Here is a 14761-nt window from a genome sequence, read left to right as displayed (position 1 = left end):
GGGGGGGGGGGGGGGGGGGGGGGGGGGGGGGGGGGGGGGGGGGGGGGGGGGGGGGGGGGTGGGGGGGGGGGGGGGGCCCGCCCCGGGGGGGGGGGGGGGGGGGGCGGGGGGGGCGCCCCCGGCCGATGAGGTCAGCTCGCGGTGGTGCGGTGTCGACCCGCGGTGCGGGTCAGCTCGTGGTGCAGCTCAGCGTCGGAGCGGTGTTGCCGCCCGAGTACGTCGCCTGGAAGCCGAAAGTGGTGGTGCCGTTGGCGGCCAGCGCCCCGTTGTAGGCCTGGCTGGTGGCCGTCACCGCGCCGCCGCTCTGGGAGGTGGCGGCGTTCCAGCTGTTGGTGATCTGCTGGTTGCCGCCCCAGCTCCAGGTGACCGTCCAGGACTTGGTCGCCGTGCTGCCGGTGTTGGTGACGGTGACGCCGGCCGTGAAGCCGCTGCCCCAGTCGTTGCCGACCGCGTATCCGGCGGTGCAGCCGCTGCTGCCGCCGCCACCGCTCGACGTCGTGGTGCCCGTCACCGCGGCGGAGGGGGCGGACACCTTGCCGGCCGCGTCCTGCGCCGTGACGGTGTACTGGTAGGCGGTGGCGGGGGAGAGCCCGGTGTCGGTGTAGCCGGTGGTGGCCACGGTGGCGACCTTGGCCCCGTTCCGGTACACCGAGTAGCCCGTCACGCCGGCGGGGTCGGTGGAGGCCGTCCAGCTGAGCGACACGCTGGTGCTGGTGGCGCCGGTGACGGCCAGTCCGCCGGGGACGGTCGGGCCGGTGTCGCCGCCGGAGCCGCCGCCGAACGCCGGGTAGGCGTTCTGCACGAGCTGCCGGAACTGGGCCGGGAACCACTGTCCGGCAGGGATGTTGCTGCCGGGGATGGAGTCGGTCGGGTAGGTGTTGCCGTTGCCGTCGCTCTGGGTGCCGGCCGGGTCGCAGTGCGGGTCGCCGTGGGGGTGGGAGGCGTCGGGGTAGTCGCCGTCCGACTCGCCCGGCGGCTTGACCCAGAGGAACGCGATGATCGGGCTGCCCGTGCCGTACGGCTGGGAGCGCGGGCGTTCCCCGATGCCCGCGCCGTCGATGTTGCACCAGTCGCCGCGGAAGGGCTTCTGGTCGACCTTGTTGGCCGCGACGTACGTGTCCACCGTGGTGGGGGCGGAGTTGAGCGCGGTGGGCCGACCCGGGCCGCCCCAGCCGTTGCGCGAGGTGTCGACCAGCATGCCGATGCTGCTCGGGAAGCCGTTGGAGACGAGGGTGGAGTACATCGCCACGGCGTAGTGGTACTCGTCGAACACCGGGTTGTACTGGTAGAAGTTCGCCGACTTGAGCGGCTGCCCGCCGATCGTCAGGTCGGGGTTGGTGAGGAACGGCTCGGTGAGCGGGGTGGTGTTGGCGGTGTCGCTGACGAAGCCGTCGATGCTGGCGAACCCGGCCGTCGTGGCCTGCGCGACCTTGGCGTACTCCTTGCCCGCCGGAACCATGTTGGTGGACCAGCCGAGCCAGCCCGCGTGCCCGATGTCCAGGTAGTTGTACACGTTGGGGATCGCGTGCAGCCTGTTGAGCGTGTACTCGATGCCCGCCTCGTAGTACGGGGTGGCGGTGGCACAGGCCGGCTTGGACTGGTTGGTCACGGCGTTGGGCAGCGAGTCCGGCTCGATGACGGCCGCGATCCGGATGCCGGCGTACTTCGGATCGGCCAGCACGGCCGCGATCGGGTCGACGTACTGGGTTTCGTAGGTGTTCAACCCGGCTGCCGTGGCCGGGAGTTCGCCGTTGGAGGCGATCGCCGCGCAGTCCCGGCCCGGTAGGTCGTAGACGACGACCTGGAAGACGACCGGCGTGGACCCCTGCTGCTGGGTGAGCGCGTGGTCCAGATGGGCCCGGAGGCCGAGGTGGGTGCTGTCGCCGGCGATCGCGCCGATGCGGTCCATCCAGACGGCGGTGGAGTTGGCGGCGACCTGGGACTCCAGGCCGCCCAGCGTGCCGCCGTCGGCGGAGGCCTGGGCCTTGACCTCGGCCGCGAAGTCGGGGTTGAGGTAGCCGGTCGCGCCGGCGAACGGGTTCGCGACGTGGGCGGTGGCCGCGGGGGCGGCGTGTGCGGGGGCGGCGCCGATGCTCGGCAGCAGGCCGGTGGCGCCGAACAGCGTGGCGGCCGCTGCCGTGCGGAGCCGACGCAGGACGGTTTGAGGCACGTCCGGGTCCTTTCGGAAGGGTGGGGTTCCTGACAGGATCGCGAGGAGTGGTGGGAACGCGCCCACTCTGGGCGCGGCGATCCCTTCACATAAAGCCAGGGCGCGAGAAACGGCGTCAATAGTCGCGGGAGCGCTCCCACAAGACGTTGTAACTTACACGCCGCGCCGGCGGGCGGCCCGCCGCCCCGGGGCGGGAGTCCGCGCTGGTCGCCGCCGTGGCCCGGCCCCGCCGGGCCCGCCGGCCGATCCTGCGGCGCCCTGCCGGTGCTTCCCAAGCCCGGCCCGCACCCCCACGATGTCGCAACACCTCCGTCCGCCGCACCCCCGCTCCGCGCGGCGGCACCCACCCACCTGGAGGACGCGCATGCCACGCACCGCCCTGCCTGCCAGGGGCAACCGGCTCACCATCACCGCGACGGCCACCGCACTGGCCCTGATCGGCGCCACGTGCGGCGCCCTCGCCGTCCCCACCGCGGCGGCGGCCGCCGGCCTCTCCTGCGGCGTGAGCTACGCCGTCAACGACTGGGGCAGCGGATTCACCGCCGACGTCACCATCACCGACACCGGCACCACCCCCCTCAACGGCTGGACTCTCCGCTACTCCTACTCCGGCAACCAGACCCTCCAGAACGGCTGGAACGGCACCTGGACCCAGACCGGACAGACCGTCACCGTCACCAACCCCGACTACGCCCCCACCATCAACCCCGGCGCCGGCTACACCACCAGCGCCAACTTCACCTACAGCGCCACCAACACCGCCCCCACCGCCTTCACCGTCAACGACACCCCCTGCCGCGGCGCCCACCGGCCCCCGGCCGTCTCGCTCACCGCTCCGGCCGCCGGGCAGACGTTCACCCCGGGCTCCACGGTGACGCTGTCCGCCGACGCGGCCGCCGCCGACGGCACCGTCTCGAAGGTCGACTTCTACGCCTCGACCCCCGCCGGCGGCAACACCCTGGTCGGCACCGCCGGCGCCGCGCCGTACACCGTCAGGTGGGCGAACGTGGCGGCGGGCGACTACTCGATCACCGCCGTCGTCACCGACGCCGCCGGCGCGACCACCACCTCCAGTCCGGTCGCGATCAAGGTGGCCGGGCCGAGCGTCCTGGTCAACCCCGCCTCGCTCGCCGTCCAGCAGGGGAGCACCGGCACCTTCACCGTCGCGCTCTCCCAGGCGCCGACCGCCGACACCGTGGTCACGGCGACACGGTCGGGCAGCGACCCGGACCTGAGCGTCACCTCCGGCGCCGCCCTCACCTTCACCCCCGCCAACTGGAGCGTCCCGCAGACCGTCACCGTCGCGGCCGGCACCGACGCGAGCCAGGTCGGCGGCACCGCCACCTTCACCGCCTCCGCGGCCGGCTTCGGCTCCGCGGCCGTCACCGTGACCGAGGCGGCCAGGACCTCGGGCTACGACCAGTACTTCCTGGACCTGTACAGCAAGATCAAGAACCCGGCGAACGGGTACTTCAGCCCCCAGGGCATCCCCTACCACTCGGTGGAGACCCTGATCGTGGAGGCACCCGACTACGGCCACGAGACCACCTCCGAGACCTACAGCTACTGGCTGTGGCTGGAGGCCGACTACGGGCGGGTCACCGGCGACTGGACGAACTTCAACAAGGCCTGGACCAGCCTGGAGACGAACCTGATCCCCAGCCACGCCCAGCAGCCCGGCCAGAGCACCTACAACCCGGCCAAGCCCGGCCAGTACGGTCCGGAGAAGGCCCAGCCGGACCAGTACCCGATCAAGCTGAACGCCAACGTGCCGGTCGGCACCGACCCGCTGTCAGCCGAGCTGAACACCGCCTACGGCAGCCCGGACGTGTACGCCCCGGCCTGGCTGCTGGACGCCGACAACAAGTACGGCTTCGGACAGTGCGAGGACGGCACCAGCAAGCCCAGCCTGATCAACACCTTCCAGCGCGGCCCGGAGGAGTCCGTCTGGGAGACGCTGCCGCAGCCCGACTGCGACCTGTTCAAGTACGGCAACAGCGGCTCCGGCTTCCTCAGCCTGTTCAACGACGGCGGAGGGTCCTTCAGCAAGCAGTACAAGTACACCGACGCACCCGACGCCGACGCCCGGCTGGTCCAGGTCGCCTACTGGGCCGAGCAGTTCGCGAAGTCGCAGGGCAAGAGTGAGGCCATCACCGCGACCCTGTCCAAGGCCGCCAAACTGGGCGACTACCTGCGCTACTCGCTCTACGACAAGTACTTCAAGCAGGCGGGCAACTGCCTCGGCTCCACCACGTGCCCCGGCGGAACCTCCAAGGCGAACGAGCAACTCGGCCTGATGACCTGGTACTTCGCCTGGGGCGGGGCGGCTGACGGCGGCTGGTCCTGGCGGATCTCGGGTTCCGCCGCCCACCAGGGCTACCAGAACCCGATGGCCGCCTGGGCGCTTGCCAACGACCCGGGCCTGAAGCCGCTCTCGCCGAGCGGTGCCACCGACTGGGCGGGCAGCCTCGACAAGCAGCTCCAGTTCTTCCAGTGGCTGCAGTCCAGCGAGGGCGGCATCGCGGGCGGCGCCACCAACAGCTGGGGCGGGAACTACGGCGACGACGCGGCACCGCCGGCGGGCGACCCGACCTTCTACGGCCTGTACTACGACTGGCAGCCGGAGTACCACGACCCGGCCTCCAACCAGTGGTTCGGGTTCCAGACCTGGTCGATGGAGCGGTTCGCCGAGTACTACTACGCCACCGGGGACGGCCGGGCGAAGGCCATCCTCGACAAGTGGATCCCGTGGGCGATGTCCGTCTCCCGCGCCGACCAGGCCACCGGCACCCTGACCACCCCCGACAAGCTCGGCTGGTCCGGTGCGCCCGACACCTGGAACGCCACCAGCCCCGGAGGCAACACCGGTCTGCACGTCACCGCGAGCGGCACCGCCACCGACGTCGGCGTGGCCGGCTCGCTCGCCAAGACCCTCGCGTACTACGCTGCCAAGTCCGGTGACGGCGCGGCCCGGAAGTTCGCGCAGAACATCCTGGACACCCTGCACGCCAAGTACACCGACGGCCTGGGCTACTCGGCCGCCGAGACGCGCCCCGACTACAGCCGCTTCACCCAGGCGTACTCGCCGGCCACCCACCAGGGCCTGTACGTCCCGCCCGGCTGGACCGGCACCTACCCGGACGGCACCAGGATCAGCTCGACCGGCAACACCTTCCTGTCCATCCGGCCCTGGTACACCAAGGATCCGCAGTGGTCCAAGGTGCAGGCCTACCTCGACGGCGGCGCCGCGCCGGTGTTCAACTACCACCGGTTCTGGGCCGAGGCGGACATCGCCACCGCCTTCGACACCTTCGCGCAGCTGTTCCCGACGGTGAACCCGGGAGGCTGAGCGGGCCCCACCCGGCCCCGGCCGGCCCCACCCGGCCCCGGCCCTGGCCCCGACTCCGCGTGCGCGGAGCCGGGGCCGGCCCTGCCGGCGCCCACCCTCGTGTTTCCGAAAAATCGGCGAAACATTCGCCCGTGCCTTGACGCGTCCCGCGCACCCCGGGTTACCTGGGGACAGCCCCGGTCCCGCGGGCGCAACCCACCCGGGCGCCGTCCGTCGGACGGCCGCCGCAGCAGTCCCGTTCCCCGAACCGACGGTCCCACCGCCGTCACCGTTCGTGCGCCACGACCCGCCGACCACGCGGGTGTGCACCTCCCCCTGGAGCGACGCTGGAGGGCGAATGCCACGTCGAAGGTCACCGATCGCCGGGCGCCGTGCCCGCACCGTGCCGCCGGGCCAGACCCAGCCATGGGATGGATCCCGTGCCGAACCGCCCTTCGCCGCCCGGGATGTGGGGCGAGGCCGGTGAACGGCCCGGTGGCGCGGACCGGCCGGCCGGAAGAGGGGATCGAATCCCTTTCTGGACATGGGACCACCTGCTACGTCGGCGCCGTGTCCCTGACCGACAGAGCCATCGCCCGCATCCGCCGGATGATCCGGGACGGCGAGCTGCCTCCGGGGGCGAAGCTGCCGCCGGAGCAGCAACTCGCGGCTGAGCTCGGCCTGTCCAGGAACCTGATGCGCAAGGCGGTCAAGGCGCTCGTCGTCGCCAGGGTCCTGGAGATCCGGCGCGGCGACGGCACCTACGTGACCGGCCTCGCCCCCGGCCTGCTGCTGGAGGGCATCGGCGGTGCGGTGGAACTCCTCCAGGGGGGACACGATCCTGGGGAGGACGTGGACCTGCTGCTCCAGCACGACGCGGCCTTCCACCGGGCGGTGGTGCGCGCCACCCGCAACGAGACTCCGGCCACGTTGCTGGAGCAGATCTCCGGGCGCACCCTGAGCGCCCGGGCGTGGCGGGGGCTGGCCGACGCGGACGCGGCCGGACGGACCGTCGCCGAGCACGAGGCGATCCACCGGGCCCTCGTCGCCCGGGACGCGGACCTCGCCCGGGCCGCCGCACTGGTGCACGTCAACACCACCGAGCGCGGGCTTCGCGACCACCTGGCCGAGGGGGAGCGGATCCCCGTCGCGCGCCGGCCGCTGCCGACCGGCGGCACCGACTGACCGACGCCGACCGGCGGCACCGACTGACCGACGCCGACCGGCGGCAACCGGTCGCATGCGCCGCCCGGACGCGCCGCTACGGCAGGTCGGGCGGGGGAGGGATCGTGGCGGTGTCCGGCGCCGGTTCCGGCCAGACCAGCAGGACGGGACAGGGCGCGTGGTCGACGACGAAGCGGGTCGCCGGGCCGAGACTGTGCGGCCCGAGTCGGGTGCGGTCGCCGTCGCGCGCGAGGACGAGCAGCTCGGCACCCTCGGCCGCCGCGACGACCTCGCGTTCGACCCGTCCGGTGCGCTCCACACGTGCACACGGGCGGCCGAGGCGGTCGGCGGCGGCGTCCAGGAGGTGTCGGCCGGAGGCCGCTGCCAGACGCTCCACCCGGTTGCCGGGGTCCCGCTCGCGGTGACCGCGGCCGAGCAGCCCGGCGAACGCGCCGTGCGCGACGCCCGCCACCTCCTGGCCGCTGACGTGCAGCAGCACGATCTCCGCGCCCCGCGGGGCGTGTGTTCGGACGGCGTCGACACAGGCGGGCCAGGTGCCCTCGGCGATCCAGACGACGACGGTCACGGGGTCATCCTCCTCATGCTCCGACGATCTGCAGGGATCCCCACAGTGCCACCACGGCCAGGAGCAGTGCGGCGGGCACGACGAGCAGCCCGATCCGGGTGAACTCGCCCAGGCCGATGTCGGTGTCGTGCTCACGGACGATGCGCCGCCACAGCAGGGTGGCCAGGGAGCCCGCGTAGGTGAGGTTGGGGCCGATGTTCACCCCGAGCAGGACCGCGAGGACGGCGCCGGCGCCGGACGGGGCGGCCAACGGCAGCAGCACCAGGGTGGCCGGCAGGTTGTTGATGACGTTGGCCAGCACCGCCGCCAGCGCGGCCGTGCCGAGCAGAGCGGGCAGCGAGGTGCCGTGGGGGACGAGGTGCCCGAGCGCGGAGGCCAGCCCGTTGTCGACGACGGCCCGGACCACGATGCCGAGCGCCAGGACGAAGGCCAGGAACGGCACGGCGGCCGAGCGCACGACCGCCGCGGGGGTCGTGCGGTGCCGGGCGAGCGCCCGGGCGGCCAGCACCAGGGCGCCGGCCAGCGCCGCCCAGGCCGGATCGATACCGAGCACGGAGGTCAGGACGAATCCGGCGAGGGTGCCGGCCACGGTGACGAGGGCGAACACCGGCATCTCCGGTGCGGTCGTCTCGCCCGCGGCCGGGGCGCCCGCGTCCAGGTCGGCGGCGAAGAACCGGCGCAGCACCACGTACTCGACGGCGATGGCCGCCAGCCACGGGAGCGCCATCAGCGCGGCGAACCGCGTGAAGGTCAGTCCACTGGCGGCGAAGGCCAGCAGGTTGGTCAGGTTCGATACCGGAAGCAGCAGCGAGGCCGTGTTCGACAGGTGGGTGCAGGCGTACAGGTGCGGCTTGGGACGGGCGCCGATCCGGGCGGCGGTGACGAACACCACCGGCGTCAGCAGCACGACGGTGGCGTCCAGGCTGAGCACCGCCGTGATCACGGACGCGACCGCGAACACCTGCGCCAGCAGCCGCCGCGGGCTCCCGGCGGAGGTCCGGGCCATCCACGCTCCGCAGGCGCGGAACAGGCCCTCGTCGTCACAGAGTTGCGCCAGGACGAGGACGGCCGCGAGGAAGCCGATCACCGGCCCCAGACGCTCGGCCTCGGCCGCCGCGTGCGCCGGCGAGATCGCGCCGGTGGCGATCACCAGCCCGGCGGCGGGAACGGCGACCACGGCCTCCGGCCACCCCCACGGCCGCACCACCGCGCAGACCAGCACCAGTACCAGCAGTCCGAGGGACAGGGCCTCGGCGAACGACGTACTCAGGGTCTTACTCCTCGCGGGCGGCGGTGATGACGCCCCCATCGAAGCAGAGCCACCCGGGCCGCCGCGCGTCGGCGCAGCCCGACCGCCCGGGCGTAGCCCGTCCGACACGGGTGAGGGGTGTCGGACGGAGCCGTCGGCGGGCACCGGCGTCAGGGCGGGCCAGGGCGGCCTTCGCCGCCCAGGCGTTCGGCGCCGCCGGCCGTTCCGTTCCCGCAGGTCCCGCGCCCGGGGCCCGGTCCGGGCCCTGTGGCACGATGCCCGCAGGCCGGTCGCCAGGGACGGCCCGCGCCGCGCCCGCCCGGAACGAGGGGCGGGCGGCGCCCGCACGCAGGAGAGGACCCGACATGTCCGAGACCATCCCCACCAGCCCCGCCCGGCCTGCCGCGGGGCCCGTCTTCCGCACCGCCACCCTCGCCGACGTGCCGGCCCTGGTCGAGCTGGTCGAGTCCGCCTACCGCGGCGACGCCAGCCGGGCCGGCTGGACCACCGAGGCGGACCTGCTGGAGGGCCAGCGCACCGACGCGGACGGCGTCGCCGAGGTGATCGGCCACGCGGACGGGGTGCTGCTGCTGGCCGAGCGCGACGGCGAGCTGGTGGCCTGCTGCCAGTTGGAGCACCGCGGCGACCGCGCCTACTTCGGCATGTTCTCGGTGCGTCCCGGTCTGCAGGGCGGCGGCATCGGCCGGGCCGTGCTCGCGGAGGCGGAGCGGCTGGCCGGGGAGGAGTGGGGCGTCGACGAGCTGGAGATGAGCGTGATCGAGCAGCGCGCCGACCTGATCGCCTGGTACGAGCGGCGCGGCTTCCGCCGGACCGGCGTCTTCACCCCGTTCCCGTACGGCGACGAGCGGTTCGGCATCCCGCTCCGCTCCGACCTGCGGTTCGAGAAGCTGACGAAGGTGCTCAAGCAGGCCTGAGCGGCCGGGTGCGGGCGGCGCCGGCTCGGGCCCCGGTCGGCGTCCGCTCGACCCGCGGTCGGGGTGTGATGTCACGTCAACTCACTGACCAGGGGCGATGCGGAGATGTCATACCTCGTTCATGATTGGTCTAGGCCAATGTGAGAAGCTGAGGGCGAACGGCCACGTTCCGTCCCATGCCCAGGGGGGCCATCTCCGCATGCCCGTACTCCATGGCACCGCCATGCCCGCACCCGACCCCGGTCCGCGCCTGATACCGGCCGACCCCGGTCTCCGACTGCCCAGCCCACCCGGCGACGAGGAGCTCTACTGGTACTTCGGCCCGCAGCGCCGCTGGGTGCTGCTCTGCGCCACCCTCTCCTACGCGGGAGCCACCGCGACTCTCGGCCTGTTCGCGCTGAGCCGGCCGCTGCTCTGGCCCTTCCTCGTGCTCACCGTGCTCAACGCGGCCACCTGGCTGCTCTCGCTCACCGACGGCCAGCGCGCCCGCCGCTACACCCGCGACTCGCACGACCTGCTGATGCGCGCCTGGCAGCCCGCCCGCCACCCGAGCGTCGACCTGCTGCTGCCGACCGCGGGCGAACCGCTGGCCGTCCTGGACAACGCCTACCGCCACACCGCCGCCGTCCGGTGGCCCGGCGAACTGACCGTCCTGGTCCTCGACGACGCCGCCCGCCCCGAGGTGCGCGAACTCGCCGAGTCCTACGGCTTCCGGTACTGCGCCCGCCCCGACCGCGGCCGGTTCAAGAAGGCCGGCAACCTCAACCACGGCCTGGCCGAGGGCAACGGCGAGATCGTCGCCGTCCTGGACGCCGACTTCTGCCCCCGCCCCGACTTCCTGCACCACCTGGTGCCCTACCTCGACAACCCCGAGGTCGGCATCGTGCAGAGCCCGCAGTGCTTCGACACGGACGCCGACATGTCCTGGCTCGAACGCGCCGCGGGAGCCACCCAGGAGATCTTCTACCGCTGGATCCAGCCCTCCCGGGACGCACAGGACGGCACCGTCTGCTGCGGCACCAACGCGCTCTACCGGCGCGCCGCACTCATGCGCGTCGGCGGCTTCGCCGAGATCGACCACAGCGAGGACCTCTACACCGGCCTCTCGCTCGCCCGCGCCGGGTGGACCACCCGGTACGTGCCCGCCCTGGTCGCCAAGGGCATGTCGCCCACCGGCCTGCCCGCCTTCATCAGCCAGCAGTACCGCTGGTGCCTCGGCTCCCTGGCGCTGGTCGGCGACCCCGGCTTCCGCCGCGGACCGCTCTCCCGCTCCGCCCGGCTCTGCTTCTGGAACGGCATCCTCGGCTACGTCACCAGCGCGGTGAACGTCTTCGCCGTCCCGCTGCCCGCCCTGATCATGCTGTTCTTCGCCCCCGACGAGATCGAACCCTGGCAGGTCCTGCCCTTCCTGCCGCCGATCTGGGTCGCGCTCGTCCTGCTGCCCGCGATGTCCCGCACCCGGTGGCGCTTCGAGGTCACCCGGGTCCAACTCCTCGGCGGGCTCTGCCACGTGGTCGCGATCGCGCACGCGCTGCGCCGCCGCAGTGCCGACTGGGTGCCCACCGGCGCCGTGTCGGGCGGCAGCTCCCTCGCCCGGACGGTCGCCCGGATCGGGGTCGGCTGGCTCGGGTTCGTCGTCCTCGCCGGCGTCGCCGGACTCGTCCGCGCCGCCGCGCTCAACGGCTGGCAGCCCTACTGGGCGCTCGCCGCACTGCTCGCGCTCACCGCGTACACCATGATCCCGCTCATCCGGTCGCTCCGGCCGCTCCTGCACGGCGGCAACGGGGCCACCGTCGGGGAGGTCGCCGCACCGTCGCGGCGGCGCTCGGACCTCGGCTTCGGCCGCGCGGAGGCGGTCGCCGTCACCGCCGTGCTGCTGCTCTGCGGGCTGCTCGCCTCCGGCTGGGCCGATCCACTGCTCTTCTGACCGCCCTCTGATGGCCCTCTGACGGTCTTCTGATGGTCTTCTGACGGACCGGGCGGCCCCGGCCGCCGCCGTACCGCCGGTCCTGGCCCTGGTCCTGGTCCTGCGGTACCGAACCTGCAGCGTTGCGCAGCGTCGCGCACCGTCCCTCCTCCCGTGCCGCGCACCACCGCGTGCCGCACCCGAGCGTTCCCTTGCGCGTCGCCCCACCGGCGCGGACCTCGCCGCCCGGCCGCCCCATCGGCCCGGCGGCCCAGACCACCGCTGCCAGCCCTGCAAGGAGCACCGCCGTGTCAACGGCCGTCCCGTCACCGTCCTCGTCCTCGTCCTCCGATCCGTCGTCCACCGCACCCGCGCCGGGCTCCCGGGCCGCGGACTCCCCGGCCCCCGCCGTCCCGTCCGCCGTCGAGCTGCTGCCCGGCGTCGTCCGGGTGGACCGGCAGGGCGCGCCCGACCGGCGGCCCACCGCGGAGGCCGTCGCACCGCCGCAGGCCCGCCCCCGCAACGCCTTCCGCCCCGACATCGAGGGGCTGCGCGGTCTCGCCGTCCTCGCCGTCCTCGCCTTCCACGCCGGCGTCCCCGGCCTCTCCGGCGGCTACGTCGGCGTCGACGTCTTCTTCGTCGTCTCCGGCTTCCTCATCACCGGCCTGCTGGTCGGCCGCCCGCTCGGCCTGTGGGACTTCGCCGCCCGCCGCGCCCGCCGGATCCTGCCCGCCGCCGCCACCGTGCTGGTCGCCACCGCGGCCGCCGGCGGCGCCCTGCTCGACCCGCTGCGCGGCACCGACCTCGCCCGCGACCTGATCGCCGCCGCCGGGCAGTTCGTCAACTGGCGGTTCGTCGGCCAGCAGACCGACTACCTGGCCGCCGAGCGCGACCCCAGCCCGCTCCAGCACTTCTGGTCCCTCGGCGTCGAGAACCAGTTCTACCTGCTCTGGGGCGTGCTGCTGCTCGGCCTCGCCCGGTACCTGCACGGCCGCCGCCGCACGCTCGCCATCGGCCTGGCCACCGGGGCGATCGGCGTGCTCTCCCTGCTGCTGTGCGTCCGGTGGACGGCCACCTCCGCACCGCTCGCCTACTTCTCCACCGGCAGCCGGCTCTGGGAGTTCGCCGCCGGCGCGGGCGCGGCCCTGCTCGGCCGCGCCCTGGCCACCCGAGCGGACCGGCCCGGCACGGCCCGGACCCTGCGCCTGCTCGGCTGGGCCGGCGCGGCCGCCGTGCTCGCTCCGGTCCTGCTCTACGACCGCAACACGCCCTTCCCCGGCACCGCCGCGCTGCCGCCCGTCCTCGGCACCGCCGCCGTCCTGCTCGCCGGCCCCGCCCACCGGGCGCTCGGCGCCGCCGACGCCGGACGCCTCCTCGCCACCCGACCGCTGCGCGCCGCCGGGCGGCTCTCCTACGCCTGGTACCTCTGGCACTGGCCGGTCCTGACCATCGCCCAGGCCCGCTACGGCACGCTGCCCTGGACCACACTGGCCGCCCTCACCGCCGCCAGCGCCCTGCCCGCCTGGCTCACCCTGCGGTTCGTCGAACAGCCCCTGCGGTACGGCAGCAGCCCGGCCCCGCGCCGCGGCCTGGCCGTCGGCGCCAGCGCCCTGGTCATCCCGCTGATCGCCGCCCTCACCCTCGGCGGCGGCACCGTCCGCGCGCTCGGCGGCACCGCCGACGCACCCGTCGCCGCCCCGGCCGGAGCCCCCGACGGCCCCGCCCTGCTCGCCCCCGGTACCCGGCTGCTCGGCCTGACCCCGTCGCTGGCCCGCGCCCGGGAGGACTTCCCGCCCGGCAAGGGCTGCGAGATCCCGCTCAACGCCGACAGCAGCCCGCGCTGCCTGTTCGGCGCCGAGGACAGCCCCGACCGGATCGTGCTGCTCGGCGACTCGCACGCCGGCCAGTGGATCTCCGCGGCCCTCGCCATGGCCGAACAGCGGCACTGGGCCCTCGAAGTCCTGGTCAAGCCCGGGTGCCCGCTGGCCACCCTGACCGTGCGCAACAACGTGCTCGGCCGCACCTTCGACGAGTGCGACCGCTGGCGGGAGAACACCCTCACCCGGCTCACCGCCGGGCCCCGGCCGCGGCTGGTCCTGATGGCCGGCCTCAACCGCTACGGCAGCCAGGAGGAACGCGCCCAGGGCTGGACCCGCACCCTCGACCGGCTCGCCGCGCTCGGAGCCCCGCTCGCCTACCTCGGCGACACCCCGATGCCCGGCAAGGACATCCCGACCTGCCTCGCGGCCTCGGACGGCCGGTCGGACGCCTGCTTCTTCCCGCGCGACACCGCCTTCGAACCCGACCCGCTGCTCGACGGTGGCCTCGCCGCCCGCTACGGCGTCCGCACCCTGGACCTCGGCCCGCTGCTCTGCCCCGGCAGCGGCCCGGACTGCCCGGCGGTCCTGGAGGGCGTGGTGCTCTACCGCGACACCGGGCACATCACCGACACCCTGGCCCGGGTCCTGGCACCGCGGCTGGACAAGGGGCTGCTGGCCGCCGGGTGAGGCCGGGGCGGGGCGGGCCTGGCGGTGGGACGGCGTCGTGGTCCCGGTGGTGGGGACGCCGTCCCGGTCCCGCGGTCCTGGCCCCGCCGCCCGCCGCCCGCCGCCCGCCGGGCCGGTGCCGGGGCGGCAGGGGTGGCGGGCCGTCAGCCGTAGATGCTGCGGCAGAGCCGGGCCTGCTCGGAGCCGGCCGGCCAGCGGCCGACGCGTTCGGCCTGGTCGCAGAGGGTGCCCGGGCCCAGGGAGGGCGGCGCCGCGCCCGGGGCCGGGGCCGCCGGGGCGGGGCCCTGCCCTGCCGCCGCGGAGGTGCCGTGGGTCGCCGCGCCCGGGCGCGGGGTGCGCCCCGGCCTCGGGTGCGGGGTCGCCGCGCGCTGCGAGTCGGCCGACTCGCCCCCGGCCGCCGCGGTCGTCGTCGCGGGTGCCGTCGCCGAGGCGGCCGACGCCGCACCGCTCTGCTCCGACCCGGTCGGGGTCGCCGCGCCGCCGCGTTCCGGCACGGGGGCCGGCAGCGGGGACGGCGCCGGAGTGACGGCCGGCCCGGGTTCCGCACCGGCCGGCAGGGAGGCGGAGGGCGAGGTGTGCGGCAGCGCCACCACGTCCAGGTCGTCACCCGACCCCGGCCCGCACATCGCCAGGACGGCGGCCAGCACCGCCAGCGTCCCGACGGCCCCGGCCACCCGGACCAGCCGCCTCCGGCGGCGGACCGAACCGGTGCCGACCGCGGGCACGGGCCCCGGAACCGGCCCCGGCGCGGGAGCCACGGGCACCGGGGGCGGCTGCCACGCGTCCTGCGGCCACTGCCACTGTCCTGCGGTGGGTTGCCCCGTCATGTCGTCGTCCTTCCAGCGCCGAACCCCCCGCCGTCCCTCCCCTCAGCTCAACGAGCGCGCCGACGCGGGGACATGACCCGGAAGAGGGT

General features: G+C 74.6%; 9 protein-coding genes. 5 read left to right on the top strand and 4 right to left on the bottom strand.

Features of this window, described 5'->3' with window-relative positions; translation table 11 throughout:
* Positions 1-169: 169 nt before the first annotated feature.
* The gene (locus ACIA8Q_RS32570) at positions 170-2170 is read right to left on the bottom strand and encodes a glycoside hydrolase family 6 protein (RefSeq protein ID WP_396318235.1); all 2001 of its coding nucleotides are present in this window, start codon (positions 2168-2170) and stop codon (positions 170-172) included.
* A gap of 364 nt (positions 2171-2534) precedes the next feature.
* Here ACIA8Q_RS32570 and ACIA8Q_RS32565 point away from each other — a divergent pair, with 364 nt between their 5' ends.
* Positions 2535-5519 (top strand): glycoside hydrolase family 48 protein, encoded by a 2985-nt coding sequence (locus ACIA8Q_RS32565; protein ID WP_396318234.1) that lies wholly within the window; start codon positions 2535-2537, stop codon positions 5517-5519.
* Between the two features lie 549 nt (positions 5520-6068).
* Complete coding sequence (locus tag ACIA8Q_RS32560; RefSeq protein WP_396318233.1) at positions 6069-6683, top strand: FadR/GntR family transcriptional regulator; 615 nt, start codon at positions 6069-6071, stop codon at positions 6681-6683.
* A gap of 76 nt (positions 6684-6759) precedes the next feature.
* Here the strand turns inward: ACIA8Q_RS32560 and ACIA8Q_RS32555 are convergent, their stop codons facing one another.
* A complete protein-coding gene (locus tag ACIA8Q_RS32555; RefSeq protein WP_396318232.1) occupies positions 6760-7248 on the bottom strand; it encodes a universal stress protein in 489 nt (162 codons plus the stop codon).
* A gap of 13 nt (positions 7249-7261) precedes the next feature.
* Positions 7262-8557 carry an SLC13 family permease gene (locus ACIA8Q_RS32550; RefSeq protein WP_396318231.1) on the bottom strand — a complete coding sequence of 432 codons (1296 nt, stop codon included), beginning with the start codon at positions 8555-8557 and terminating at the stop codon, positions 7262-7264.
* A 305-nt stretch (positions 8558-8862) separates the two neighbouring features.
* Here ACIA8Q_RS32550 and ACIA8Q_RS32545 point away from each other — a divergent pair, with 305 nt between their 5' ends.
* The 3 genes from ACIA8Q_RS32545 to ACIA8Q_RS32535 all read left to right on the top strand — a co-directional run bounded on the left by ACIA8Q_RS32545 (position 8863) and on the right by ACIA8Q_RS32535 (position 13845).
* The gene (locus ACIA8Q_RS32545) at positions 8863-9432 is read left to right on the top strand and encodes a GNAT family N-acetyltransferase (RefSeq protein WP_360212151.1); all 570 of its coding nucleotides are present in this window, start codon (positions 8863-8865) and stop codon (positions 9430-9432) included.
* Between the two features lie 199 nt (positions 9433-9631).
* Positions 9632-11359, top strand: a complete 1728-nt coding sequence (locus tag ACIA8Q_RS32540) for a glycosyltransferase family 2 protein (RefSeq protein ID WP_396318230.1) — start codon at positions 9632-9634, stop codon at positions 11357-11359.
* Positions 11360-11646: 287 nt separating this feature from the next.
* Positions 11647-13845 (top strand): acyltransferase family protein, encoded by a 2199-nt coding sequence (locus ACIA8Q_RS32535; protein WP_360212155.1) that lies wholly within the window; start codon positions 11647-11649, stop codon positions 13843-13845.
* A 143-nt stretch (positions 13846-13988) separates the two neighbouring features.
* On the opposite strand, the gene ACIA8Q_RS32530 is transcribed toward ACIA8Q_RS32535, so the two are convergent.
* Positions 13989-14672, bottom strand: a complete 684-nt coding sequence (locus ACIA8Q_RS32530; protein ID WP_396318229.1) for a hypothetical protein — start codon at positions 14670-14672, stop codon at positions 13989-13991.
* Between the last annotated feature and the right edge of the window lie 89 nt (positions 14673-14761).

Source organism: Kitasatospora sp. NPDC051705 (assembly GCF_044453265.1).
GTDB lineage: Bacteria > Actinomycetota > Actinomycetes > Streptomycetales > Streptomycetaceae > Kitasatospora.
Note: the sequence above shows the minus strand (reverse complement) of the source record. Positions and strands in the feature narration are given on the sequence as shown.